General features: G+C 71.1%; 23 protein-coding genes. 21 read left to right on the forward strand and 2 right to left on the reverse strand.

Annotated elements, in window-relative coordinates; translation table 11 throughout:
* Positions 1 to 36: 36 nt before the first annotated feature.
* The 15 genes from ACIBZJ_RS33920 (at position 37) to htpX (ending at position 15,315) form a co-directional block, all read left to right on the forward strand.
* Entirely contained in the window at positions 37 to 630 is a 594-nt protein-coding gene (locus ACIBZJ_RS33920) for an NADH-quinone oxidoreductase subunit B (protein ID WP_395937507.1), read from the forward strand.
* Positions 631 to 679: 49 nt separating this feature from the next.
* Positions 680 to 1,645: an FAD-dependent oxidoreductase gene (locus tag ACIBZJ_RS33925; RefSeq protein WP_395937037.1), complete on the forward strand. Its 966-nt coding sequence runs from the start codon at positions 680 to 682 to the stop codon at positions 1,643 to 1,645.
* A gap of 180 nt (positions 1,646 to 1,825) precedes the next feature.
* Positions 1,826 to 3,661, forward strand: coding sequence for an SCO2524 family protein (locus ACIBZJ_RS33930; protein ID WP_395937039.1), 1,836 nt, complete (start codon positions 1,826 to 1,828; stop codon positions 3,659 to 3,661).
* Positions 3,658 to 4,572 (forward strand): SCO2523 family variant P-loop protein, encoded by a 915-nt coding sequence (locus tag ACIBZJ_RS33935; protein WP_395937041.1) that lies wholly within the window; start codon positions 3,658 to 3,660, stop codon positions 4,570 to 4,572. Before ACIBZJ_RS33930 ends, ACIBZJ_RS33935 begins: the two co-directional genes overlap by 4 nt.
* On the forward strand, positions 4,569 to 5,555 hold the full coding sequence (locus ACIBZJ_RS33940; protein ID WP_395937043.1) for an SCO2522 family protein: 987 nt from the start codon (positions 4,569 to 4,571) through the stop codon (positions 5,553 to 5,555). The genes ACIBZJ_RS33935 and ACIBZJ_RS33940 overlap by 4 nt, the downstream gene beginning before the upstream one ends.
* Positions 5,552 to 6,490: an SCO2521 family protein gene (locus ACIBZJ_RS33945; protein WP_395937045.1), complete on the forward strand. Its 939-nt coding sequence runs from the start codon at positions 5,552 to 5,554 to the stop codon at positions 6,488 to 6,490. The genes ACIBZJ_RS33940 and ACIBZJ_RS33945 overlap by 4 nt, the downstream gene beginning before the upstream one ends.
* A 17-nt stretch (positions 6,491 to 6,507) precedes the next feature.
* Complete coding sequence (locus ACIBZJ_RS33950) at positions 6,508 to 7,104, forward strand: NADH-quinone oxidoreductase subunit C (RefSeq protein ID WP_395937047.1); 597 nt, start codon at positions 6,508 to 6,510, stop codon at positions 7,102 to 7,104.
* Positions 7,104 to 8,057 (forward strand): NADH-quinone oxidoreductase subunit H, encoded by a 954-nt coding sequence (locus ACIBZJ_RS33955; protein ID WP_395937049.1) that lies wholly within the window; start codon positions 7,104 to 7,106, stop codon positions 8,055 to 8,057. The genes ACIBZJ_RS33950 and ACIBZJ_RS33955 overlap by 1 nt, the downstream gene beginning before the upstream one ends.
* A 40-nt stretch (positions 8,058 to 8,097) precedes the next feature.
* Positions 8,098 to 8,658: a NuoI/complex I 23 kDa subunit family protein gene (locus ACIBZJ_RS33960; protein ID WP_395937051.1), complete on the forward strand. Its 561-nt coding sequence runs from the start codon at positions 8,098 to 8,100 to the stop codon at positions 8,656 to 8,658.
* Positions 8,645 to 9,148, forward strand: coding sequence for an NADH-quinone oxidoreductase subunit J (locus ACIBZJ_RS33965; protein ID WP_395937053.1), 504 nt, complete (start codon positions 8,645 to 8,647; stop codon positions 9,146 to 9,148). Before ACIBZJ_RS33960 ends, ACIBZJ_RS33965 begins: the two co-directional genes overlap by 14 nt.
* A complete protein-coding gene (nuoK, locus tag ACIBZJ_RS33970; protein ID WP_395937055.1) occupies positions 9,148 to 9,459 on the forward strand; it encodes an NADH-quinone oxidoreductase subunit NuoK in 312 nt (103 codons plus the stop codon). Before ACIBZJ_RS33965 ends, nuoK begins: the two co-directional genes overlap by 1 nt.
* On the forward strand, positions 9,456 to 11,351 hold the full coding sequence (locus ACIBZJ_RS33975) for an NADH-quinone oxidoreductase subunit L (RefSeq protein WP_395937057.1): 1,896 nt from the start codon (positions 9,456 to 9,458) through the stop codon (positions 11,349 to 11,351). The genes nuoK and ACIBZJ_RS33975 overlap by 4 nt, the downstream gene beginning before the upstream one ends.
* An 8-nt stretch (positions 11,352 to 11,359) precedes the next feature.
* A complete protein-coding gene (locus tag ACIBZJ_RS33980) occupies positions 11,360 to 12,820 on the forward strand; it encodes a NuoM family protein (RefSeq protein ID WP_395937509.1) in 1,461 nt (486 codons plus the stop codon).
* The gene (locus ACIBZJ_RS33985) at positions 12,817 to 14,331 is read left to right on the forward strand and encodes an NADH-quinone oxidoreductase subunit N (protein ID WP_395937059.1); all 1,515 of its coding nucleotides are present in this window, start codon (positions 12,817 to 12,819) and stop codon (positions 14,329 to 14,331) included. Before ACIBZJ_RS33980 ends, ACIBZJ_RS33985 begins: the two co-directional genes overlap by 4 nt.
* Before the next feature lie 99 nt (positions 14,332 to 14,430).
* Positions 14,431 to 15,315, forward strand: coding sequence for a zinc metalloprotease HtpX (gene htpX, locus ACIBZJ_RS33990; RefSeq protein WP_395937061.1), 885 nt, complete (start codon positions 14,431 to 14,433; stop codon positions 15,313 to 15,315).
* Between the two features lie 129 nt (positions 15,316 to 15,444).
* On the opposite strand, the gene ACIBZJ_RS33995 is transcribed toward htpX, so the two are convergent.
* On the reverse strand, positions 15,445 to 16,647 hold the full coding sequence (locus ACIBZJ_RS33995; RefSeq protein ID WP_395937063.1) for a serine hydrolase domain-containing protein: 1,203 nt from the start codon (positions 16,645 to 16,647) through the stop codon (positions 15,445 to 15,447).
* A 143-nt stretch (positions 16,648 to 16,790) separates the two neighbouring features.
* On the opposite strand from ACIBZJ_RS33995, the gene ACIBZJ_RS34000 reads away from it, so the two are divergent.
* Both ACIBZJ_RS34000 and ACIBZJ_RS34005 read left to right on the forward strand, forming a co-directional pair.
* Positions 16,791 to 18,041: a sensor histidine kinase gene (locus ACIBZJ_RS34000; RefSeq protein ID WP_395937065.1), complete on the forward strand. Its 1,251-nt coding sequence runs from the start codon at positions 16,791 to 16,793 to the stop codon at positions 18,039 to 18,041.
* Entirely contained in the window at positions 18,026 to 18,670 is a 645-nt protein-coding gene (locus ACIBZJ_RS34005) for a LuxR C-terminal-related transcriptional regulator (protein ID WP_395937067.1), read from the forward strand. The genes ACIBZJ_RS34000 and ACIBZJ_RS34005 overlap by 16 nt, the downstream gene beginning before the upstream one ends.
* On the opposite strand, the gene ACIBZJ_RS34010 is transcribed toward ACIBZJ_RS34005, so the two are convergent.
* Positions 18,655 to 19,239, reverse strand: coding sequence for a CGNR zinc finger domain-containing protein (locus ACIBZJ_RS34010; RefSeq protein ID WP_395937069.1), 585 nt, complete (start codon positions 19,237 to 19,239; stop codon positions 18,655 to 18,657). The two genes, ACIBZJ_RS34005 and ACIBZJ_RS34010, sit on opposite strands and share 16 nt — an antisense overlap.
* 103 nt (positions 19,240 to 19,342) lie before the next feature.
* On the opposite strand from ACIBZJ_RS34010, the gene ACIBZJ_RS34015 reads away from it, so the two are divergent.
* The 4 genes from ACIBZJ_RS34015 to ACIBZJ_RS34030 all read left to right on the forward strand — a co-directional run bounded on the left by ACIBZJ_RS34015 (position 19,343) and on the right by ACIBZJ_RS34030 (position 23,867).
* On the forward strand, positions 19,343 to 20,554 hold the full coding sequence (locus tag ACIBZJ_RS34015; protein ID WP_395937071.1) for an MFS transporter: 1,212 nt from the start codon (positions 19,343 to 19,345) through the stop codon (positions 20,552 to 20,554).
* On the forward strand, positions 20,551 to 21,783 hold the full coding sequence (locus ACIBZJ_RS34020) for an MFS transporter (protein WP_395937073.1): 1,233 nt from the start codon (positions 20,551 to 20,553) through the stop codon (positions 21,781 to 21,783). The genes ACIBZJ_RS34015 and ACIBZJ_RS34020 overlap by 4 nt, the downstream gene beginning before the upstream one ends.
* A gap of 65 nt (positions 21,784 to 21,848) precedes the next feature.
* A complete protein-coding gene (locus ACIBZJ_RS34025; RefSeq protein WP_395937075.1) occupies positions 21,849 to 22,706 on the forward strand; it encodes an SMP-30/gluconolactonase/LRE family protein in 858 nt (285 codons plus the stop codon).
* A gap of 156 nt (positions 22,707 to 22,862) precedes the next feature.
* Positions 22,863 to 23,867 carry a serine protease gene (locus tag ACIBZJ_RS34030; protein ID WP_395937077.1) on the forward strand — a complete coding sequence of 335 codons (1,005 nt, stop codon included), beginning with the start codon at positions 22,863 to 22,865 and terminating at the stop codon, positions 23,865 to 23,867.
* Positions 23,868 to 23,880: the final 13 nt, after the last annotated feature.

The raw sequence follows: 23,880 nt of genomic DNA on the forward strand, positions 1-23,880 counted from the left end.
AGGCCGTAGGCTCGCCGGGTGGCGACCGACCTGCCGATGCCGGCCCCGCGGGGCGCCGGGCCGACCGTTCCCTCGGCCCCGCGGGGCGCCGGGCCGACCGTTCCCTCGGCCCCGCGGGGCGCCGGGCCGACGCTTCCCGACCCGATCAAGTTCGTGCTGAACTGGGGCCGGAAGTACTCGCTCTGGGTGTTCAACTTCGGGCTGGCCTGCTGCGCGATCGAGTTCATCGCGACGTCGATGGCGCGGCACGACTTCATCCGCTTCGGAGTGATCCCGTTTGCGAACGGGCCGCGGCAGGCCGATCTGATGGTCGTGTCGGGCACGGTGACCGACAAGATGGCGCCGGCGGTCCGGCGGTTGTACGACCAGATGCCGGAGCCGAAGTACGTCATCTCGTTCGGGTCGTGCGCGAACTGCGGCGGCCCGTACTGGGACTCGTACTGCGTGACGAAGGGCGTCGACCAGATCATTCCGGTCGATGTGTACGTGCCCGGCTGTCCGCCGCGGCCGGAGGCGCTGCTGCAGGGCATCCTGCGACTGCAGGCCAAGATCGCCGACGAGACGGTCTCCCTGCGGGGCGGGGCCCGGCCCGGTGCGGCCGCTCTCACCGCCCCGCCGGTTCGTCCCTAGATCGGCCGTAGCGCCCCTGGAATTGCGGGGTTGCAGTTATCGTTGGCTGGTGGCGGACAATTCCAGACCGGGCGTTGTCGTACTGGGGGCCGGTGTCTCCGGACTCACCACGGCATTGTGTCTCGTCGATGCCGGTATCGCGGTCCGCCTGGTTTCCGATCGCCCGCCCCACGACACGACTTCGGCGGTGGCCGGCGCGATTTGGGGCCCGTACGCGGTCAACGACGATCGGGTGATCGACTGGAGCATGCGCACCTGGGAGCGGCTGCGGCAATTGTCGGGTCGCAGTGATTCCGGAGTGCGGTTGTTGTCGGGGGTGGAAGCTGCGACAGAAGAGGTGACGCCGCCCGACTGGGCTCATCAGGTGGATGGGTTCCTGCAGGTCGGCCCGCGTGGTCTTCCGTCGGGATACGTCTCCGGCTGGCGTTATCGTGCTCCCGCGGTCGACATGGTCACCTATCTCGGCTTTTTGACGAAGTGCCTGGCGGACCGCGGCGTAGTGGTCGAAATGGTCGGCCGGGTGAATAGGCTGGACGACCTTCTGCCGATGTCGTCGATGATCGTCAACTGTACCGGTCTCGGTGCCCGCGAACTCGTTCCGGACACGTCGCTGCACGGAATTCGCGGGCAACTGCTCGTGGTCGAGAATCCAGGACTGCGGGAATTCTTTTCCGATTACCCGGAGTCGTCGACGCCGACCTATATCGTCCCGCAAGGCGATCTCGTGGTGCTGGGCGGAACGTTCGTCGAACACGCCGAACTCGTTGACCCCGATCTGCACGTGGCGGCCGAGATCCGGGCGCGCTGCGCACGTGTCGAGCCCGCGGTCGCGGATGCGCCGCTGCGAGCGATCCGGGTCGGCCTGCGGCCCGCGCGGCCCCGGGTACGGCTGGAGGCCGTCGACCTGGGGGAGGCCGTGGTGATTCACAACTACGGTCACGGCGGGTCGGGAATCACGATGTCGTGGGGCTGTGCCGAGGACGCTCGGGGCCTCGTCCAGCAGTTTCTTTCCTGACGCGCGATTCGGATCGCGATGTTCGGCCTCGATTTGTAATGCGGTTTCCTCGACGCGAACGGCCGTATGCGTGGTGGGGGAAACGGCTACTCTGTTGTTAGCCGGCGAACGCGGCTTTTGCCGCCGCATGGGGTGGGTAGCAGGTAGCCGGATTTCAACCGGGGAAGGAACTACGGCCTTATGAGGGTGCAGCCACGCCGTCGGTTGCTGGAGATATGGCGCGCAGTGGCAGAGGTGTCGGTCCACGATAAGGGGTGGGTGTTCGGGGGCGATCTGCCGCGCAACTCAATTCAGGACGCCGAGCAACTGCTGTGTCTCCTGCATCCGGCGACGGAGATTGCGTGTTTTCGCATCGATCAACCGGATCAGGTCCCCGACGACGTCCGTGCGGCGTTCAAGGGAATAGGCGGGGTCACCGAAGCGCCTCGGGTGTTGATGAGAGCGCTCACCGACTATATGGAGACCTACCGGACTGCCGACGGGGTGCCTGACTTCTCCGGCGGAAGTTACTTCCACACCGCTCCCGGTGCCGGTCCGACGCCCGAGCAACTGAGCCAGCAGGTGGTGGACGGATATGCCATCTCACTCAAACTGTCACTCGCGACCCTCAAGTTTCTGAAGGGATATCGAGAGGGCAGGCGTCGCGCGCAGACCGAGGCGGTCGAACGCCTGGAGTCGCTCAGCAGCGAGCGACTGACCGGGGCGATGCTGGGTCTGCTCCGCAGTTTCAGCGTGCTGGTGTTCGACTCCGAGTCCGAGGCCGGGGAAGCCATGCAGCGCGCGGTCGGCCGGGTCCGGACAGGTCCCAATCGGGCGATCCGCGAACTGCAGCAGAAGCTCGGAGACATCAAGGCCGGCCTGATGGATCTCACGATCGGCTCCGGCCAGGTGATCCAGGAGGGCGACCTCGACGACGTGGGCCGCCTGTTCGAATGCGGGTGGTCGTGGGGCGTCATCGGCAACCCGCCACTGTTCACCGAAGGCGGCGCGGACGCCCGCCTGCAGCGCGAGGGCATCGCCGAGAACCGGCCCAACCTCTACTTCACCGCGGCCGCGCTGCATGCGATCGCCGAGCTGAAACCCGAACGCATCCGCATGCGCCGGCTGCTGAACGACGTCCAGCAGCAGTTGGCCGCCGCCCTGCTGGTCCGGGCCGAGTTGACCCAGCGGTACTGGGCGACGCTGGCCAAGTTCCAGACCGGCCGGTTGCGCCGGATCGAAGACATCCCCTGGCAGACGAACGACGGTGCGGTCTCGGAGTACAACAGCCTGCTCGTGATGTCGATGCTGGGCGACGACCTCGACCAGCAGACCGTCGACCGGCTCAGCCAGGTACTCGACGACCTGGCCGACCGCGGCCGGGTGACCCAGCGGGCCGGTGCCGAAGACGCGTCGGTACTGGCGATCCACGCCGGAGGCGTGGAGATTCCGCTGGTCGGCAGCGCGCGGCTCGGTCCGCTGCTGAGCCGGCGCACCTCGGACTACTCCGCGATGCTGCTGGAGCGGACCCTGCTGCTCTCGACCAAGGCGCATCGGCCCGACCTGCGCGAAGAGCTGCTCAGCCTGGTGGACGCGATCTGGGAACACCTGGTCGACCGGCAGATCTCGGACGGCCGCCACAGCGGTTTGTGGGACCGCCCGGAGTCGGTGTTCGAGGAGCTCAAGCACACCTCGGCCGTCCCGTCCTGGTCGTACACCCGGCGGGTGGTCGAGTGCCTGGTGCACGCGGCCGAGATCGCACTCGGCCCGCCGCCGAGGAGCGACGCGCGGGCCGAGCAGGCGCAGGCCGGCATCGCCGAGGCCGAGCACCGGCTCGACCAGGAGCGGATGCTCGGCTCCGACTCCAGCTCCGCGGTGTGGGAGAGGCTCAACCAGGTGCAGGCGTCGATCGCCCGCGCGCGCGAGGTCATCGTCGACTACCCGGCGACGGCAGACGCGCTGGTCGGACGGGCCCTGCTCGAACTCGACTCCCTCGCGACGGCGCGCGGGAACGTCTCGGGAGTGTCGCAGTCGTGATCGTGTTCCTCAGCTCCGACAAGGGCGGCACCGGCCGATCCGTCACCGGCGGCAACCTCGCCTACCGCAGCGCGCTCAGCGGCGCCGACGTGTGCTATTTCGACTTCGACTTCGGATCACCGACCGCGGGCGTGATCTACAGCCTCGACGAGGCCGCGCGGGGAATCGAGTCCCGGGCCGGGCACGGGCTGCACAGCTACTTCAAGACCGACGGCGGCGCGGAGCCGGCCCAGCTCGACGTCTGGAGGCGCAGCGCCCGCGAGTCCGTCCGCGACCGCCCCACCCGGGCCGGGCGGCTGGTGTTCGTGCCCGGGGACGCGGCCGGCGGCGAGTTCGAGATCGCACCCCGGATGGTCGACCGGTGCGTCGATCTGTTCCTCCGCGCCGAGGAACAGTTCGATCTGTGCCTCGTCGACCTGAGCGCCGGCCGCTCCTGGGCCACCCAGATGGTGCTCGAAGCCACCGCGAAGCCCGCACTCACCAACGTCTCGTGCCGCTGGCTGGTCTTCCACCGCTGGACCGAACAGCACATCCTGGCCACCAACGGGCTGGTCTACGGCGAGCGCGGCCTGCTCGCGATCGGTGCGGCACAACGGCACGAGCGCGAGCAGCTGGAGAACGCGATCCGATTCGTCCGCACCGCGGTGCCCGACCCGACGCTCGCCACGCTCGCGCCGGAGCAGGCCGCCTGGCTCCAGGAGTACGACGTCCATCTCCATCGGATGGCCAACCAGCGCCATCTCGGCCACGAGGCCCGCATCGGGAGTATTCCGGCCGATCCGCTGCTCCAGTGGCGCGAGAACCTGATCACCGACGAAGACGTGTCCACGCTCCGGATCGCCAACAAGCCGACGATGGACGCGTTCACCGACCTCGCCCGAGCCGTGACCGACAACTGGGAGCCGTGGTGAGCGAGCAGATCGTCACCGAGTTCAGCGAGGCGAGCGCCGAGAGACGGCTCACCCGTCTGCCGCTGGCGCACCTCTCGCTCGAGCTCGGCCACCTCTACATGGAAGACTTCAAGGCCGGTCCGAAGGCGCTGCGACGGCACTTCGCCGAGGTGGCGCCGTGGGCCGACGCCGCCCGGCGCGCACTGTCGGCGTCGCTGCCCGACGGCGTGCAGCCCCGGATCAGCACCTGCTACCTCATCGACGACTACTTCGCCCCGTTCGGTACGCCCGCCGACGTGGTCCCCGAGCTGACGGCGGCCGCGCAGAACAGTGGTCTGACGATCGACTACCTCGCCCGCGAGTCGGCGTGCGCCGAGGTGGGCGGGGTCGCGCCGGCCCGGCTCACCGCGGAGCGGCTGGTGGCCGAACCGACCCGGAATGCCAACGGGTCACGACCGCATCCGACCGAATCCGGCTGGCTCACGAACGGCGAGCGGTCGCCGTCGTCCGGCCCGCGCGAGGCGATGGAGGAATCGGCCGGCTGGAAGCCACCGCACGAGACCTCGGCCCGGCGGCACTCGATCTTCGTCGACGTCCAGATCTGGGAGGACGATCCGGGTGGCGTCCGGACCTGGTCGTGTCCGTTCCTGGCCTCGGTCTGGCAGCTGCTCCGGCTCGGCCTGTTGCGCGCCGACGGAGGGCCGGTGCTGGAGCCTCGGCCGACGCCGGATCCGATGCCCGCCTCGTGGGACGCGTTGCCGGGCGTCGTGCGCCTGAACGCGCGGGCGGCACCGTTCGCCGCGTACCGCACCACCTCCGTGCTCGCACCGCGGTTCCTGCCGATCGAACTCGCGGTCCGCACGATCCTCAGCCAGGTATCGATCCGGCCCGACGTGCTGAGCGACCTGTCCGGCCGAGGAAGCAAGGACGGGATCCAGTTCCTCGACGAGACCGTCGACCGGATCGAGTACGTGTTCGCCGGTGGAACGGCCCGCCGTCCGTGAGCGACGAGGCCATGGCGATCGGCGAGATCCACACCGCGCTGTTGCAGCACTCGGTGGCGCTCCCGAACGAGACCGTCCGGAGGCTCCTGGCGTGGTCCAGCGACGATCCGGTGCGGGTGTCCGAGCGGCCGCTCACCCGGGCCGTCTCGCCGGTCGTGCTCACCGGAGTGGACTGCGCTCTGCTCACCAGCAAGAAATCGGCCCGGGGCATCGGAACCGTGGGGTCCTCGGTCGCCATCGTCGACGGCCGTGTCCTCCAGTCGTCGTCGTTCGTCCGGCTGGTGCGGGTCGAGTCGTCGCGGCGCTTGCCCTGGTCCTACTACCTGTCTCGTCCGGCCACCGTCGACGTGCAGGGCCGTGCGTCGGACGCCGCCGTCGTCGACGGGTTCGCCGCGGGTGAGCCGGAGGACGACCGCGGCCTCGACCTCGGTGCGATCAGCACACGCGCGATGGGTCGGGTGACCGGGTCGGCCGAGCTCGACCGGCGACCGCCGTTCCGGATCCAGCGGAACCGGTTCCGCTGGACGTGGTCCGGTCGCCGCGACGACGGGCGCGCGGGTTCGGTCCGGTTCCGGATGACCGGTGACTTCGAGCGAACCGTCCGGCTCGCGGTGGACGGAGTGGACCTCGACGATGTCGTCGACCTGTGCACCGACCTGGCCCTGCACGACTTTCTCCTGACGACGCTGCAGCGGCTCCTCAACCGCGCGCGGGAGACCGGGTCGCCGCTGGCCGGCCGCTTGCGACCGGCCGTCGAGCAGTTGCTGCACCTCTGGATGCCCGGGGCGCACCTCACTCCGGCGCTGGCGCCGGTGTGGGCCGGCTTCGAGCGGGACCCCGGGTTCTCGCGGCAGTGGGACGCCTCCGTCAACCGGGTACGTGACCAGATCGCGGTCGCGACGTTGGCGTTGCTGGAGTCCACCGCCTCCGACTGACCCTACGATCGGGCGTTATGACGCCGGAGGAGATCGGTGCGGCGCTGGGCTTCGGTGAGGTCTCGGTGTCGGCGGGCGGGACGTTCGCACGGGCCTGCGTCGACGTGCCGGCAGACCGGTGGGTCGACGCGGCGACCGTCGCGCGGGACGAGCTCGGCCTCGGGTTCTTCGACTGGCTCGGCGGCGTCGACGAGGGCGACGCCGGGTTCGCGGTGGTGACGCACCTGTGGTCGCCCGCCGGGCGGTACGGCCTGTTGCTGCGGACGGTCGTGGCGCGCGAGACGCCGGTGCTGCCGACGCTGACCGGGGTGTTTCCCGGGGCGGAGTGGCCGGAGCGGGAGACCGCGGAGATGTTCGGGCTCGCGTTCACCGGCCATCCGAACCCGATCAAGCTGTTGCTACCGGACGAATTCGAGGGCCATCCGCTGCGGAAGGACTTCGTGCTGGCGGCCCGGGTCGCGAAGGCGTGGCCGGGTGCCAAAGAACCTGGGGAGAGTGAACCCGGCCGCCGCCGCAACCGGGCGCCGGGCGTCCCCGACCCGAACGACTGGGGGCCGGAGGCGGGCACCCTGCCGCCGGAACGGCCGGCCCGGCGGCCTCGGAAAGAGGGCTGATGCTCGAGGTGCTTCTGCGGGTCGTCGTGGCGCTCGTCGCGTTCCTGACACTGCCCCTGCTCGTCGGGCAGCTCGAGCACAAAGCCATGGCCCACATGCAGGGCCGGCTCGGTCCGATGTACGCGGGTGCGTTCCACGGCTGGGCCCAGCTGATCGCCGACGGGATCAAGTTCGTCCAGAAAGAAGAGATCGTCCCCGCCGACGCCGACCGTCCGGTCTTCCGGCTGGCACCGGCGGTCAGCCTGCTGCCGTACCTGTTCGTGTTTCTCGTGCTGCCACTCGGCCCGGACGGCTTGGTGGCGCAGCCGCTGGAGATCGGGCTGTTCCTCGTCCTGGCGATCGTGGGCGTCGGCGTGGTCGGCGTCCTGATGGCGGCCTGGGCGTCGGCGAACAAGTACGCGCTGCTCGGCGGCGTCCGCGGGGCCGCGCAGCTACTGGGTTACGAGCTGCCGTTCGTGCTGTCGGCGGCCAGCGTCGCGATGGCCGCGGGTACGCTGAGCCTGCCCGGCATCGTCGAGGCCTGGCACCCGTGGTGGCTGCTCTGGCAGGCCCCGGCCGCGTTCGTGTTCTTCGCCGCCGGACTGGCCGAGATCCGGCGTCCGCCGTTCGACATGCCGATCGCCGAATCCGAGCTGGTCGCGGGCTATTTCACCGAGTACACCGGCCTGCGTTTCGCGTTCTTCCTGCTGGCCGAGTACGCCGGCATCGTTGTGGTGTCGGGGCTGACCACCGTGTTGTTCCTCGGCGGCTGGCGCGGACCGTTCGACGACACGCACCTCGGCTGGCTCTGGACCCTGTTGAAGGTGTTCGCGGTCGCGTTCGTCGTGATCTGGGTGCGGGTGTCGTTCCCCCGCCTGCGCGAGGACCAGTTGCAACGCTTCTGCTGGCTGTTCCTCGTCCCGCTGGTGCTCGCCCAGCTCGTCCTCACCGCGGTGGTGAAGGTCGCGTTCTGAAGCGCTTCGCGATCGGCGTCCGACCCGGCAGGATGCACGCATGGGTTTTCCGGGCGCGGGGTTGGCCAAGGGTCTGGCGGTGACGCTGCGGACGCTGTCGCGCCGAGCGCACACCCATCAGTACCCGGACGTGAAGCCCGACCTCCCGCCGCGCAGCCGCGGAGTGATCGCGCTGCTCGAGGAGAACTGCACGGTCTGCATGCTGTGCGCCCGTGAGTGCCCCGACTGGTGCATCTACATCGACAGCCACAAGGAGACCGTCGAGACGCCGGGCGCCGCCCGCGCGCGGCAGCGCAACATGCTCGACCGGTTCGCGATCGACTTCTCGCTCTGCATGTGGTGCGGGATCTGCATCGAGGTCTGCCCGTTCGACGCGCTGTACTGGTCGCCGGAGTTCGAGTTCGCCGAGTACGACATCCGGGATCTGCTGCACGAGTCCGACCGGCTGCGCGAGTGGATGTGGACGGTGCCGCCGCCGCCCGCCCACGACCCGCTCGGAGAACCGGCCAAGGAAGTCGTCGCCGCCGATCGGGCGCTGGCTTCGCAACGGGCCGCCGACGCCGCCCGCGACGAGGCGGCCGAGGCTCGTGACGCTGACTGACTGGCTGGTGGCCGCGCTCGGGCTGATCGTCGTGGGCGCCGCGCTGGCAGTGGTGACGACCGCGCACGTCGTGCGGGCCGGGCTCTGGCTGGTGGTGGCGCTCGGCGGACTCGCCGGCGTCTTCCTGGTGTTGACCGCCGAACTCGTGGCCTGGGTCCAGATGCTGGTCTACGTCGGGGCGGTCGTCGTGTTGCTGCTGTTCGCGGTCATGCTGACCCGCGCGCCGATCGGCGCCAGCCCGGACCTCGACCGGGCCCGCTGGCCCGCGTTCCTGGTCGGCGCCGGCTCCGCCGCCGCGTTGATCGTCCTGCTGGTCGACGCCTACCGCTGGTCGTCGATCGAGGTGGACGACGTTGCGCCGGGCACCGCGGAGCAGGTGGGCGCGGAGATCTTCCGGCAGTGGGTGTTGCCGTTCGAGGTGCTCTCGGTGCTGCTGCTGGCGGCCCTGGTCGGGGCGATCGTGGTCTCCACGCGCAGGGAGAGCCGCTGATGCATCCGGTGGTGCCGTACGTGCTGTCGGCGGTGTTGTTCGGGATCGGGTTGTACGGGGTGCTCGTCCGGCGGAACCTGCTGCTGGTGCTGATGGCCGTCGAGCTGCTGCTGAACGCCGTCAACCTGGTGCTGGTGACCGCCGACGTGTCGACGGTCGGCGTGCCGAGGAGCGGAAGCGTGTTCGCGCTGTTCGTCATCGTGCTGGCCGCCGCCGAGGTGGGCGTCGGCCTGGCTCTGATCCTCCAGCTCTACCGCCTGCGCCAGACCGTGGCGGTGGACCGCATCGACAGCGCAGAGGGCACCGAGTGAGCGCCGAGGTCGTGCTGGCGGCGGCGCTACCGGGGATCACCGGCGCGGCCGGGCTCGGTGGCCTGCTCGTCCCGGGGCGCCGGTCGGCCGCCGCTCTCGGAGTGACGACCGCCGGTGCGGCCCTGCTCGCGGCGCTCGCGCTCTGGGCCCGGCTGGGTCTCGCCGATCCGATGCCTCGGCGCTACGCCGACTACATCGACGTCACCGACGCGGGCACCCGCCTGGCCGACTTCGGGCCGCTGCAGGTCACCCTCAGCCTGCGCCTGGACACCGCGGCGGCGGTCGTCGCGGTGATGGTCTGCGCGATCGCGCTGGCCGTGCAGGTCTACTCGATCGCCTACCTCTCCGACGACGACCGGTACGCCCCGTACGCGGCCCAGGTCTCGCTCTTCACCGCAGCGATGCTGCTGGTCGTCGTCAGCGGTGACCTGTTCCTGCTGCTGATCGGCTGGGAGGTGATGGGCCTCTGCTCGTACTTGCTGATCGGGCACGACCGGAGCCTCCCGGAAGCCCCCGCCGCCGCGGTCAAGGCGTTCCTGGTCACCCGGGTCGGTGACGTCGGTTTCCTGCTCGGCGTCGTGGTGCTCGGTGTGGGGGCCGGGTCGTTCCGGATCGCCGACGTCTTGAGCGCCGACCTCAGCGACGGCACCCGCCTGGCCGCCTGCCTGCTCCTGCTGGCCGGGGTGGCCGGGAAGTCGGCGCAGTTCCCGCTGCACACCTGGCTGCCGGACGCGATGGCCGGCCCGACGCCGATCAGCGCGCTGATCCACGCGGCGACGATGGTCGCGGCCGGCGTGTACGTCGTGTTCCGGCTGTACCCGCTGTATACGGCGACGCCGGGCGCGTTGGCCGTGCTCGGCGTCCTGGCGGCGGTGACGATGCTGCTGGGTGCGTGTGCCGCGCTGGCCCAGGACGACCTCAAGCGGGTGCTGGCCTGGTCGACGGTGTCGCAGCTGGCCTACATGACCGGTGGCCTGGCCGTCGGCGGCAGCGGGGCCGCTCTGCACCACCTGCTGGCCCACGCCGCGTTCAAGGCGCTGCTGTTCCTGGCGGCCGGGGCCGTGATCCACGCGGTGGCGTCGAACTCGATGACCCGGATGGGCGGCCTGCGCCGCACGATGCCGCTGACGTTCTGGGCCACCACGATCGGTCTGGCCGCCTTGGCCGGCGTCCCACCGTTCTCCGGGTTCTGGACCAAGGAGGGCGTGCTGGGCGCGGCCCGGGAGCAGCAGCACACCTGGACCGGCTGGCTGGTGCTGATGGCCGGCCTGCTCACCACCGCACTGACCGGCGCGTACGCCGCCCGCCTCTGGCTGCGCACGTTCTTCGGCGACTACCGGGGGAGCGCCACCCCGCACGACCCGCCCGGGCTGATGCGCTGGCCGATCCTGCTGCTCGCGGTCCCGGCCGCGGTCGGCGGGCTGATCGTCCTCTGGCCGGTCGGCGGCGGGGGCGCGACCTGGTTCCGGTACGTGCGCGCCGACCAGATCGAGCTGCTCGACCGGCCCGGCGAGTTCACCCCGCACCCGCCGCTGGCGATCATCGCGACCGTGCTCACCGCCCTCGGCGCCGTCGTCGTGTGGTGGCGCTGGCGCCGGGACACCGCCGCCGACCCCACGACCGGGCTCGGCCCGGCGTTCGCCAACGCCTTCTGGCTCGACGCGGCGCAGAACGCGCTGGTCGTCCGCCCGGTGGTCATCGCGGCCCGGTGGGCGCGGGCACTAGACGCCCGCGCGATCGGGGGTGCGGTGACCGGCACCGGCCGTGGCGCGATCGCCCTCGGCCGGTTGCTCGCCGGGGCGCACGCCCGCGGCCTCGGCGGCTACGTGACGACCGCGCTGGCCGGCGGCTTCGTGCTGGCCCTGCTCGCGGTGCTGGGGAGCCGCTGGTGACCACGCTGATGCTGGCGGTCCTGGTGTTGCCCGCGCTGGGAGCGGTGGCGCTCGCGCTCTGGCCGGCGCGCGCCGATCGGGCGGCGCAGTGGTTCGCGGTTGGCCTCACCGGCGTGCTGTTCCTGCTGACGCTCACGCTGCTGAACGGGCGTACCCGGGGCATCTGGCACCAGTTCGACGTCGCCTGGATACCGAGCCTGGACGTACGCCTGCACCTGGGCGTCGACGGCATCTCCTGGCCGCTGATCGCGCTGACCGGGCTGATCTTCCTGCTGTGCGCCTTGTATTCACTCCGGCACACACCGAACCCGGGGAATCCGCGCAAACTTTTCGCGCTGCTCAGTGCACTGGAATGCGGTGTATTCGGCGTATTCATGGCGCTGGATGCGGTCGTATTCTTCGTATTCTTCGAGGTCACGCTGCTGCCGATGTTCGCGGTCATCGCGATCTGGGGTGGGCCGGGCCGCCGGGCCGCCGCGCGGCAATTCCTGCTGTACACGCTGTTCGGCTCGGTCCTGTTGCTGGTCGGTGTGATCGCCGCGACCGTCGGCCGGGGCAGCTCCGACCTGGTCGCCTGGACCGCGTCGGCCAGCCCGATGTCCGAGCGCGGACAGATCGCGGTGTTCGTCCTCCTGCTGATCGCGTTCGCGGTGAAAAGCCCGCTCTGGCCGCTGCACAGCTGGCTCCCGGACGCCCACACCGAGGCGCCGACCGTCGGCTCGGTGGTGCTCGCGGCCGTGCTGCTGAAGATGGGTACGTACGGGCTGATCCGGGTGGGTCTCACCGCGGCGCCGGAGGGCGCGCGGGCGGTCGCGCCGGCCCTGGGCGTGCTCGCGGTCGCCGCGATCGTCGTGGCCGGGCTGGTGTGCCTGGCGATGGGCGAGCTCAAGCGCCTGATCGCGTACTCCTCGGTCGGTCACATGGGGTTCGTGCTGCTCGGGGTCGCGACGCTGTCCACTCCCGGGTTGCAGGCCGCGCTGTTCGGCAACGTCGCGCACGGCGTCCTGACCGGGCTGTTGTTCTTTCTCGTCGGGGCGGTCAAGGACCGGTACGGCACCGGTGACCTCGACCGCCTCGGTGGCATCGCCACCGTCTCTCCCTGGCTCGGCGGTCTGCTGGGGTTCGCCGCCGTCGGCAGCCTCGGGCTGCCCGGCCTGGCCGGGTTCTGGGGAGAGGCGTTCGCGGTCGTGGGTGCGTTCGGGGTGTCGCCCTGGTTCGAGGTCCTCGGCGTCGTGGCCGCGGTGGGTGCGGCGCTGGCCGCCGCGTACTTCCTCCGTCTGCTGCGGCGCACGACGGTGGGCCCGCTCGGGTCCGCCGTGATGTCCGGCGCACCCCGTCCGGACGCCGCCGAGCTGGCCGCGTGGGGCCCGCTGGTGGCGCTCGCCTTGGTGCTCGGGCTGGCGCCCGACCTCCTGCTGTCGCTGACCGCGGGCCCGGTCGAGGCGCTGGTCGCGGTGGTGGGCCGATGAGTGTCCAAAGTGTCGATCACGCGGCGTTGGCGCCGGTCTACGCGGTCGTCGCGGCGGCCGTGCTGGCGCTGGTCGTCGACCTGATCGTCGGACCGGGCAAACGCGGGGCGGGTGGCCTCCTGCTGGCGGCCGGTGCGCTGGGTCCGGCCGGGGCGATCGTGGCCGCACTCGTCGTCGGGACCGGTCGGCGGGGAACGTTCTGTACCGGCGGCGGCGTGCTGCCCGGGGACGTCCGGGTCGGGCCGTCCTGCTCGTTCGTCGTGGACTCGGCGTCGGTGGCGGTGACCGTGTCCGGGGCGGCGCTGGCGCTGGTGGTGCTGGCGCTGTCGGTGCCGGTCGTGCGGGATCACCCGAAAAGCGACCTCGGCGTGCCGCCGGGCGAGTACGTGTTCCTGCTGCTCTGTTCACTTGCCGGGCTGGTCGTGCTCGGCTCCGCGCGGGACCTGCTCACGCTGCTCGTCGCGATCGAGACGCTCACGCTGCCGGTGTACGTGCTGGTCGGCCTGCCCCGCCGCCCGGAGTCGGCGGAGGCCGCGGTGACGTTCTTCGTGACGTCGGTCGTCGCGACCGCGCTGACCCTGCTCGGCATCGGTCTGCTCTACGGCGTCGTCGGGGCCGTGCACCTGGATCGGATCGCCGCCGCACTCGGCCAGCGCGGGGACGCCCGTGAGTTGCCGCTGGTCAGTGCCGCAGTCGTGCTGATACTGGCCGGGCTGCTGTTCAAGCTGGCGGCGGTGCCGTTCCACGCCTGGGCGCCGGCCGCTTACGACGGCGCCCCGGTGCCGATCGCGGCCTGGCTCGGGACCGCGTCCAAGCTGGGCGGCGCCATCGCGGTGCTGGTCACGGTCGTGATCGCGTTCCGGCCGGTCGCGGACGTCGTCGGGCCGGTGCTGGCGGTGGTCTCGGTCGTGACGATGACGGTCGGCAACCTGGTCGCGCTCCGGCAGCGCCGGTTGCTGCGCCTGCTGGCCTGGTCATCGGTGGCCCAGACGGGTTACCTGCTGGCGCCGCTGGCCACCGCGGACGGTGACGTCGCCGGGGTCGCCGGCTTCACGGCGCTCTATCTCGTCGCCGGCGTGGCGACGTTCGCGGCGGTCGTCGCACTCGGGACGCCGGCCCGGCTCGACGACCTGGCCGGAGCGGCGCGCCGCGCTCCCTGGGCCACCGCCGCCTTCGTGCTCGGGCTCGCCGGGCTGGCCGGCCTCCCGCCCGGGCTGGCCGGGCTCTTCGCGAAAGTCGTGGTGATCCGGGCCGCGCTCGATTCCTCGGCCGGGTGGCTGGCGGTGGTGATCGGGCTCAACGCGGTGATCGGACTCGCGTACTACGCCCGGGCGGGCGCCGCCGCGTTCGCCGACGCTCCCGCGGAACCCGCCGCGGCCCGGACGTCCCCCACGTGGGTGGTGACCGGAGCGGTGGCGCTGACGGCGACGGCGGGCGTGGTGCTCGGTGCCTGGCCGCAGTGGATCCTCGACGCGGCCGGAGCCGTGGCGGATGCACTCAGGGGAGTGTGAGCTGGGTTAACGGCGGGAACGTCCGGGGTATAGCCCGCGTTCTATGAGGTGCCGGAGCTTGTTCTGGCTCCGTGTAGACCCCGCCTGGAGTCTGTATCTATGCCTGGAGGAAGGGTGCACCACCACTTCAACGGGCTGAAGACTGCGCTACTGCTCGGCGTGCTCAGCGGCTTCATCCTGGCCCTCGGGTATGTGTTCGGCGGGTCGACCGGCCTGATAATCGCCGCCGTGATCGCGTTCGGCATGAACGGGTTCAGCTACTTCTACTCCGACAAGCTGGCCCTCCGGTCGATGCGCGCCTACCCGGTGAGCGAGGTCGATCAGCCCGCGCTGTACGCGATGGTCCGCGAACTCGCGACCCTCGCGGGGCAGCCGATGCCGAGGCTCTACGTCAGCCCGACCAACCAACCCAACGCGTTCGCGACCGGACGTAACCCGCGCAACGCCGCGGTCGCCGTCACCGACGGGATCACGCAGATCCTCACGCCGCGCGAGCTGCGCGCGGTGATCGGTCACGAGCTGTCCCACGTCTACAACCGCGACATCCTGATCTCGTCGGTGGCGGGCGCGCTCTCGACGATGATCATGATCATCGCCAACCTGGCGCTGTTCATCCCGATCGGCGGAGGCGACGACGACGACGGTCCGAACCCGCTCGTCGTGCTGCTGACGCTGATCGTCGGCCCGATCGCGGCGACGTTCATCCAGCTGGCGATCAGCCGGAGCCGCGAGTTCCAGGCCGACGCCGACGGCGCCAAGCTGTCGGGTGACCCGCTCGCGCTGGCCAGTGCGCTGCGGAAGATTCACATGGGGACGCAGTCGTTGCCGCTCCCGCAGGAGTCGCAGCTGCTGTCGTCGAGCCACCTGATGATCGACAACCCGTTCCGCAAGAGCGGCGTGGCGAACCTGTTCAGCACCCACCCCCCGATGGAGCAGCGCGTCCAACGCCTAGAAGACATGGCCAAATACATGCCTTCTAGGTAGTGGGCGGCCCGCTGAGAGCGACGCTGCCGAGCGGGCGCGACCACTTGAGTATTGGTGTATACGCGGCGTGATCGCGCCCGCTCGGCAGCGACGCTCTCAGCGGGCTCCGGGTCAGTGCCGACGGTGCCGTCAGTGCTTCAGAGGGGCAGCTCGCATCGTGCAGATCGCGGTGTTCAGCAGGGCCTGGGTGGCGGCCGCGGGCCGGGGGCTCGCGACGCCGAAGATCGTGGTGATCAGGACCGAGACGGTACGGCGGCCGGTCTCGTCGGTGTACTCCCAGCTGGAGTACCCGGGGACCTGGCCGTCGTGCCCCCAGACCGGGCCGCAGGGGGTCACCTTCTTCTCCACGCCGAGGCCGTAGCGGTTCGGGTTGCCGCTCTCCTCCGCCACGGTGGTCTTCATCTCCGCGAGCTGAGCGGCCGGCAGGAGCCGGCCCGACATCAGCGCGGTGTCGAACCGGGCCCAGTCCCGTGCGGTGGAGACCATGCCCCCGGCGGCCCACTCCGTGCCGGGGCGGATTCCGGTGGTGTCGACGTAGCCGCCGGGCCGGGCCGGACCGGCGAACGCGGTCCCGGCCGGCGCGCCGGCGGGAAGCACGGGAGCCAGCCGGGACGCCTCCGGTTCGTAGCCGTGGGTGAGGAGGGGGCCCCGGTCGGAGCCGGCGACCAGGTAGGTGTGCGTCAGGTGCAGCGGCCGGGTGATCCGCTCCCGGATCAGGTCGCTGATCGTGCTCCCGGATGCCTTCTCGGCGATCAGGCCGAGCGCCACGTAATTGGTGTTGCTGTAGGAGTAGGCCGTGCCCGGCGCGAACAGCGGATCGTGCCGTACGGCGGCGGCGATCAGCTCGTCCGGGGACCAGGGTCGGGTGTCCTGGCCGGTGAAGGACTTCAGGACGTCGGGGTCGAAGGCGTAGTTGAACAGGCCGCTGGTGTGGTTGAGCAACATCCGCACGGTGATCGCCGACGAGTTCGGGATCTCGGGTAGCCAGTTTCCGACCGGGTCGGTCAGCCGGAGCCGGCGTTCGGCGACCAGTTGGAGCACGACGGTGGCGACCATCGTCTTGGTGTTGGACCCCATCCGGAACTCGTCGCCGGCCGCGAGCACGTGGTCGGCCCTGCTCCAGGGTGCCTGCCTGGCGATCTCGATCACCTGCCCGTCACCCTGGTCGACCCGGACGACGACGCCGGGAGCGCCGGCGTCCACGGTCTGCTGAGCGAGCGCCGCCAGCCGGGTCCCGGGGGTGGGGGTCCGGGCGGCGGCGGACGCCCCGCAGCCGGTGAGCGACACCGTGAGCGCTGCGACCAGCGCGAGCGCCTGGTACCTGCGTGACATGAAGTTCCTCCGGGGTGTGGTGGCGTGGAGCCGACCACTCCAACCTCGCGGCCCCGAGGGCGAAGGGCACGGGTGCTGGGCCCCCGCCGGGGTGGAGGAAACTCCACTGTCGGGCCCGGCCGGTAGTGCACGATGATGGCCCGGTGCCCCACACCCGCCCGCCCTCCGGTCCCGCCCTGCGGGTGAACCTGCTGGGCTGGTCGGTGGTGTTGCTGCTCGGCGCGGCGCTGAGTTTTGGGCTGCTCTGGCTCTGGCTCACCGCGGTGGCGGTCATCGCGGTCGGGGTAGGAATTCCGCTGACCCTGCTCTCGGCCGCCCTGGTGCGTTGGTTCGCGGACCTGCATCGCCAGTGGGCCGCCGATCGGCTCGGTGAGCCGGTGGCCCGTCCCTACGCGCCGACGCCCGAAGGCGGCTGGGGGGTGCGGCTGTGGGCGGTCCTGCGTGACCCGGCGACCTGGCGTGACTGGGCCTGGCTGGTGACCAACTCGTTCACCGGGTTCTTCACCTCGGGGCTGTCGTTGCTGTTCTTCCTGCTCGGGATCTTCTATTCGAGCTATCCGCTGCTGTTCGCGCTCACCCCGGGTGTGGTGTTCCGCACGCCGCTGGGCCCCGCGTTCCGCCTGCACAGCGTCCAGGAGTCGTTCGTGCTGGTGCCGCTCGGGCCGGTGTTCCTGCTGGTCTGGTACGCCACCGCGGTACAGCTGGCGAAGCTCGACGCGCTGGTGATCCGCCTGCTGCTCGGGCCCACCGCGTTGCGGGCGCGGATCGCCCACCTGGCCGCCTCTCGGGCCGACGCCCTCGACACCCAGGCCGACGAGCTCCGCCGGATCGAGCGGGATCTGCACGACGGCGCCCAGGCCCGGCTGGTGTCACTGGGCATGCGGCTGGGCCTGGCCGAGCAACTCGTGCTCGACGACCCCCTGGCGGCCCGGCAGTTGCTGGCCGAGGCCCGCGCGTCGACCGCCGGTGCCCTGGCCGAACTGCGCGACCTCGTCCGGGGCATCCATCCGCCGGTGCTCGCGGACCGCGGCCTCGACGGCGCCCTGCGTGCGCTGGCCCTGGCCAACCCGATACCGACGACGGTCGTCACGGACCTGCCCGGGCGCTTGCCCGCCCCGGTCGAGTCGGCGGCCTACTTCGCGGTCGCGGAGGCACTGACGAACGCGATCAAGCACTCCGGGGCCCGGCACATCCGGATCACCGTCGAGTTCGCGGCCGGATCGCTGACGCTGCGGGTACGGGACGACGGGCGTGGCGGTGCCCGTCTCGACGGCGGCACCGGCCTGCGTGGCGTGGCGCGCCGCCTCGCCGCGTTCGACGGCACCGTGGTCGCCGACAGCCCGCCCGGCGGCCCGACCGAGATGAGGATGTCGCTGCGATGCGCATCGTCCTAGCCGAAGACCTCGCGCTGCTCCGGGAGGGCCTGATCGGGATCTTCCGCGCCAACGGCTGCACTGTCGTCGAGGCCGTCGATAACGGCCCGTCGCTGATCAGGGCACTGACGACCCACCGGCCCGACGTCGCGGTCGTCGACGTGCGGCTGCCGCCGACCTTCACCGACGAAGGCCTGCGCGCGGTGATCGAGGCCCGCAAGCAGATCCCCGGTCTCCCCGTGATGGTGCTCTCGCAGTACGTCGAACAGCTCTACGCGAGGGAGCTGTTGTCGGACCGCGCCGGAGCGATGGGGTACCTGCTGAAGGACCGGGTGCTGGACGTCGGCCAGTTCGTCACGAACGTCCGGCAGGTGGCGGCCGGGAGCACGGTGATGGATCCCGAGGTGGTCGACGCGCTTCTCACGCATCGCTCGGCCGACCCCCTGCTGCTGGCGCTGACCCCGCGGGAGCACGAGGTGCTCTCGCTGATGGCCGAGGGCCGCTCCAACGCCGCGATCGCCGGCCGGATGTTCGTGAGCGAGAAGACGGTGAGCAAACACAGCGCCAACATCTTCGCCAAACTCCGGCTCGAGCCCTCCGAGGACGACAACCGCCGGATCCTGGCGGTACTCGCCTACTTGGAAGGCTGAGCCTTCTTGCGGGCGCGGTACGCGCTGACCGTCGTGCGGCTGGCGCAGGTTTCGCTGCAGTAGCGGCGGGAGCGGTTGCGGGACGTGTCGACGAACACGTCGGCGCAGTCGGCGGCCGCGCAGAGGCCGATCCGGTTCCGCCCCTGTCGCACGATGACGTTCGCGAACGCCATCGACACGGTCGCGCCGAGCTGCTCGGTGAGCGGCGCGTCGTCGTCGGTGTAGTGCAGGTGCAGGTGCCCGTCGTGGTTCGTCGCCCGCGGCGTCGGCCGGCACTGGTGCAGCAGCGCGTTGAGCCGGTCGACCGACTGCTGGTCGGTCTGCGCCGAGGCGACGTCCCGCAGGCAGTGCGAGAGTTCGGCGACCTGGACGACGTCGACGCCGCTGAGGGGAACGTCGGTGAGTTCCCCGAACCACTCCCGATGGGCCGCGACGAACGTTTCGCAGGCAGCCCGCAGCGCGTCGCTGTCCGGAGTGAGTTCGGCCACCGCCACGCCGTCTGCCGAGACGAGATTGGCGAGGTCGACCGCGAGCTGCACGGCTTCGGTGTTGTAAGTGTCGTAATCCATTTGGCCACCTACGTCGGCCCGAGGTACTGTCGGGAACAAGTGTAGGGGGCTAAAGGCTTAATGCCCATAACAACTTCTCGTTGAGAAAGCAGGTTCGACGCTCGTGCGCCGCTATGCAGAACTCTGGCGCCTTCCGTCGGCCCCGCTGCTGATCGTCGCCGGCATCGTCGGCCGGTTACCAGCAGGCATCGCCCCGTTGGCGTTGCTGCTGTTCCTGGCCGACCGCACCGGCTCGTACGGAGTAGGTGGGGTCGCGGTCGGCATCTATGGGCTGGCCACGGCGGCCGTCGCCCCCGTGCTGGGGCGATTCGCCGATCGCCGCGGGTTCACCGCGGTCCTGGTGGGAACCGGTCTCGGCTTTCCGGCCGCGATCGGGGTCCTGGTCTTCACCGCACTGGCGGACGCTCCGCCGGTACTGATCTATCTGGCCGCCGGGCTCGCCGGCGCGATCTTCCCGCAGCTCTCGGCGGCGCTCCGCGCGATCTGGACCGACCTGCCCGGTGCCGCACCCGTCCGGCAGACCGCGTTCGCGCTCGACGCGATCGCGCTCGAGGTCGTCTGGATGATCGGGCCGGTGCTGGTCGCGACCGCTGTCGCGTTCGGTTCGCCGGCCTGGGGACCGGTGTTCGCACTGCTCGGCGCCGGCGTCGCCGGGATGGTCGGTGCGCTGGCGGTGGCCTCGTCGCGGGCCAGTCGCCGCTGGCGTCCGCGTCCGGCGTCGGCCGACGCCGTCCGCCGTAGCCCGCTGCGGGCGGCCGGCATGATTCCGGCGCTGGTCGCGGCGTTCGCGCTGCTGTTCGCCACCGGTGCGATCGAGGCCGCGGTGGCCGGTCTGACCGACAGCGAGGGACGCCCGGCGCTGGCCGGCGTGCTGCTGGCGATCTGGAGCGTCGGTAGTGCGCTCGGCGGTCTGTGGTTCGGTGCGCAGCGGTTCGCCGCGCCGATCGTCCGGCAGTACCGCTGGACGCTGGCGCTCTGTGCGGCCGGGTTCGCGCCGCTGGCCTTCCTCGGCAACGCGTGGCTGATCGGGCTCGTGCTGTTCCTCGGCGGCACCGCGTTCGCCCCGGCCATCACGCTGCAGAACTCGCTGGTCGCGGTGCTGGCGCCGAGCGGAACCGTCACCGAGTCGTTCACCTGGCTGTCCACCGTCACCTATGCGGCGGTCGCCGCGGGCACCGCGATCGGCGGCGTGCTCGTCGACCGGCCCGGTGGTGTGTTCGCCGCTCTTCTTCTCGCCGCGCTCGCCGCGGTTCTCGCCTGGGCGACCGCCGCGTGGCCCGGTACCGGTCTGTATGCGAAAGAGGTTTCGTCGTGAGTGCGGGTCTGAGCCGTTACGCCGAGGTGTGGCGGCTGCCCGGAGCCAAGTCGTTGCTGGTCGGCAGCATTCTGGGCCGCCTGCCGGTCGGGATGGCGCCGTTGCTGCTCGTCCTGCTGGTCGAGGGCGCGACCGGGTCCTACGCGTCGGCGGGCATCGCCAGCGCCGCCTACGCGGTCGCGAACGCGATCGTCGGGCCGGTGCTCGGCCGGATCGCCGACCGCTTCCGGCCGGCGCCCGTCCTGGTCGGTACCGCGATCGCCTGGCCGCTCGCCGCGGCCGCGGTGCTGGTGGCGGTGGCTGCCGGGGCCGCGGCGCCGGTGCTGTGGGCGGTCTCGGCGCTGCTCGGCGCCTGTCTGCCGCCGCTGACCGCGACGGTTCGTAGCGTCTGGGCCGAGCTGACGTCGGATGCGGCCACCAGCCGGCTGCGCGAACCGGCGCTGGCGCTGGAGACGACCGCGTTCGAGCTGGTGTTCGTGCTCGGGCCGATGGTCGTCGGTGCGCTGGCGGTGTTCACTGCTCCGGTGGTGTCGATGGTCGTGTCCGCGGTCCTCGCGTTCGGCGGAACGCTCGCGGTGGCGTCCGGGCGGGCTACCCGGAGCTGGCGCCCGGCGCCCGGGCGCACGGCGGCCCGGGGGCTCGGTCCCGCGGTGGCGCTGGGTATGCCGCTGCTGCTCGCCGTCTCTTCCGGCCTCGCGTTCGCGTTCGGCATCGTCGGGGTCGCGATTCCGGCGTTCGCCGCCGATCGCACCGGTGGGGACGCCGACGGGCTGGCCGGCCTGCTGCTGGGCCTGTGGGGTGTGGGCAGTGTGACCGGTGGACTCTGGTACGGCACCCGGCAGTTCCGGCGCTCGCTGCCGACGCAGTGGGCGCTCGCCCTCGGCGCCGTCGCGGCCGGGCTGGCGACGCTGGCGCTGGTGCCCTCGGCCGGGCTGATGGCGGTGGCGCTGCTGGTCGGCGGTCTGTGCCTGGCCCCGGCGCTGACCGTGGAGAACGCGCTGGTCTCCCGGATCGCCCCGGCCGGCATGGTCAACGAGGCTTACACCTGGGTCGCGACCGTCGTGTTCGCGGCGTCGGCGGCCGGCGCGGCAGTGGCCGGAGTGCTGGTCGAGCAGGAATCGGGGGTGGCGCTGGCGTTCACGCTGGCGGCACTGACTACGGCGGCCGGTGCGATCGCCGCGGCGGTTCCGCGCAGCGCGTTGCGCCGGGTCATTACCCGAACGGTGTAAGCAGGACTTGATGAAGGATCATCGGGTTACTGCCTGACCGCGGACTGTCGTCGATGGAGGTGGATGTGCGAGCCGAGCAGGTCACGGACGCGTGCACGGAGCATGGCGAAGGCCCGGTCTGGGACACCGCGGGTGGTGTGCTGCGCTTCGTCGACATGCTGGCCGGCGCGGTTCTCACGTTCGATCCGGTGACCGGCGGCGTGCGGAGGAGCGCGGTGGCCGACGTTGCCGCCGCGCTGCGTCCGCGCCGGTCAGGTGGCTGGGTGCTGGCGACCGAGCGGGGCTTCGCCCTGCTCGATCCCGGAGACCTGGAGGCGCCGGACGACGCCACACCGGTCTGGATCGAGGCCTTCACCGACCGGGCCATCCGGATGAACGACGGTGGGTGTGACCCGCAAGGCCGCTTCTACTGCGGCTCGATGGCGTACTCCCAGGAATCCGGGCTCGGCACGCTCTACCGGCTCGACGCCGACCACGGCGTGCACGAGGTCATCACCGGCCTCACGATCTCCAACGGCCTGTGCTGGACGCCGGACGGCGCCAGCGCGTACTTCGTCGACTCGCCGACCCGGCGGGTCGACGTCTGCGCGTTCGATCCGAAGACCGGCGACCTGCAAGACCGGCGCCCGTTCGTGACGATCGACGACGGGCTGCCGGACGGGCTCACGGTCGACGCGGACGGCGGCGTCTGGGTCGCGCTCTACGGGGCCGGCGCCGTGCACCGGTACGACCGGAACGGGACGCTCGACCTGGTCGTCGAGGTCCCGGTGAGCCAGCCGACGTCCTGTGCGTTCGTCGACCGCGACCTGTACATCACTACCACGCGTGAGAATCTGCCCGAAGGCGCCGAACCGGCCGCCGGTGCGCTGTTCCATTTGCGCCCCGGAGTCCGGGGTGTTCCCCCGCTGGCGTTTGCGGGTTAACGTCTTCGGGTACTGATTACCGCTGGTGTCCCGGCCGTTCGGGCAGTGTGCCCGGAACGGCGGGGCAATCGGCTCTGTCGCGCGGGTCAGTGGGCCCACCAGGGTGGAGACAACCAAGTCGCCGGGGCTCGGTTCTCCCCCGAAGGGATCCCGCAGATGCTCCCGCAGGTCGTTCGCAGTGAGTTCTTACCGCTGGTGGAGACCCAGCTCGCGTTCCAGGACTCGCTGCTGAGCCGGCCCAACGTCGTCGGGGTCGGTCTCGGCCACAAGTACAGCCGGGGTATCAACACCGGCGAGCGGGCGATCACGGTGCTCGTGCACCGCAAGGTTGATGCCCGCTATCTCGCTCCGAAGGCGATCATTCCGCAGGAGCTCGACGGCGTCCCGACCGACGTGCAAGAGGTCGGGATGATCCGGGCCGGCGGCGGCCCCCAGCCCTGGGCCGACCGGGGTGCCGCCGCCGCCATGGGTGTCGGGCCGTTCCAGCTGGGCCAGCGGGTCCGCCCGGCGTTCGCGGGAGTCAGCATCGGGCACTACCGCGGCAACGCCGGCACGTTCGGCGCCGGGTGCTTCGACGCGTTCCCGAAGCCGGGTGAACCGAGCCGCTACTACATCCTGAGCACGAATTACGTGCTGGCCGACTGCAACGGCGGCGTCGCGGGCGACCCGATCCTGCAGCCCGCCCTGGTCGACGGCGGACGCTACCCGGCCGACGTGATCGGCAAGCTCGTCCGCTACGTGCCCATCCAGTTCCACGACGGGGCGTCCAAGCCGCTCAACTTCGTCGACGCGGCGATCGCCGAGGGCCTGCAAGACGCCGACCGCCGGGTCTACTGGGCGGGCGAGGTCAGCGCTCTCAACGCGGCGCCGAACATCAACGATGCCGTGCAGAAGTGGGGGCGCACCACCAACTTCACGACCGGCCACGTCCTGGCCGTGAACGCCACCGTCGACGTGCATTACGACGGGGGCCGCATCGCCCGCTTCGGCCAGCAGATCGTCACCACGAACATGTCCGCCGGTGGCGACTCGGGCAGCCTGGTGACCGACCCCGACGAGGGTGCGGTCGGCCTGCTGTTCGCCGGTTCGGTGCGGGTCAGCGTTCTGAACAACATCGTTGCCGTGCAATCGCTGCTGGGGGTCCGCGTCACCGAGGGCTAGGCGACCGGGGCGG

The sequence above is a fragment of the Cryptosporangium sp. NPDC051539 genome, from assembly GCF_044454545.1.
Taxonomy (GTDB): Bacteria; Actinomycetota; Actinomycetes; order Mycobacteriales; family Cryptosporangiaceae; genus Cryptosporangium.

Coding starts and splice junctions, on each gene's coding strand:
- ACIBZJ_RS33920 (WP_395937507.1), top strand. CDS start 37: ATGCCGGCCCCGCGGGGCGCCGGGCCGACCGTTCCCTCGGCCCCGCGG.
- ACIBZJ_RS33930 (WP_395937039.1), top strand. CDS start 1,826: ATGAGGGTGCAGCCACGCCGTCGGTTGCTGGAGATATGGCGCGCAGTG.
- ACIBZJ_RS33950 (WP_395937047.1), top strand. CDS start 6,508: ATGACGCCGGAGGAGATCGGTGCGGCGCTGGGCTTCGGTGAGGTCTCG.
- ACIBZJ_RS33955 (WP_395937049.1), top strand. CDS start 7,104: ATGCTCGAGGTGCTTCTGCGGGTCGTCGTGGCGCTCGTCGCGTTCCTG.
- ACIBZJ_RS33960 (WP_395937051.1), top strand. CDS start 8,098: ATGGGTTTTCCGGGCGCGGGGTTGGCCAAGGGTCTGGCGGTGACGCTG.
- nuoK (WP_395937055.1), top strand. CDS start 9,148: ATGCATCCGGTGGTGCCGTACGTGCTGTCGGCGGTGTTGTTCGGGATC.
- ACIBZJ_RS33980 (WP_395937509.1), top strand. CDS start 11,360: ATGCTGGCGGTCCTGGTGTTGCCCGCGCTGGGAGCGGTGGCGCTCGCG.
- ACIBZJ_RS33985 (WP_395937059.1), top strand. CDS start 12,817: ATGAGTGTCCAAAGTGTCGATCACGCGGCGTTGGCGCCGGTCTACGCG.
- htpX (WP_395937061.1), top strand. CDS start 14,431: ATGCCTGGAGGAAGGGTGCACCACCACTTCAACGGGCTGAAGACTGCG.
- ACIBZJ_RS33995 (WP_395937063.1), bottom strand. CDS start 16,647: ATGTCACGCAGGTACCAGGCGCTCGCGCTGGTCGCAGCGCTCACGGTG.
- ACIBZJ_RS34005 (WP_395937067.1), top strand. CDS start 18,026: ATGCGCATCGTCCTAGCCGAAGACCTCGCGCTGCTCCGGGAGGGCCTG.
- ACIBZJ_RS34010 (WP_395937069.1), bottom strand. CDS start 19,239: ATGGATTACGACACTTACAACACCGAAGCCGTGCAGCTCGCGGTCGAC.
- ACIBZJ_RS34030 (WP_395937077.1), top strand. CDS start 22,863: ATGCTCCCGCAGGTCGTTCGCAGTGAGTTCTTACCGCTGGTGGAGACC.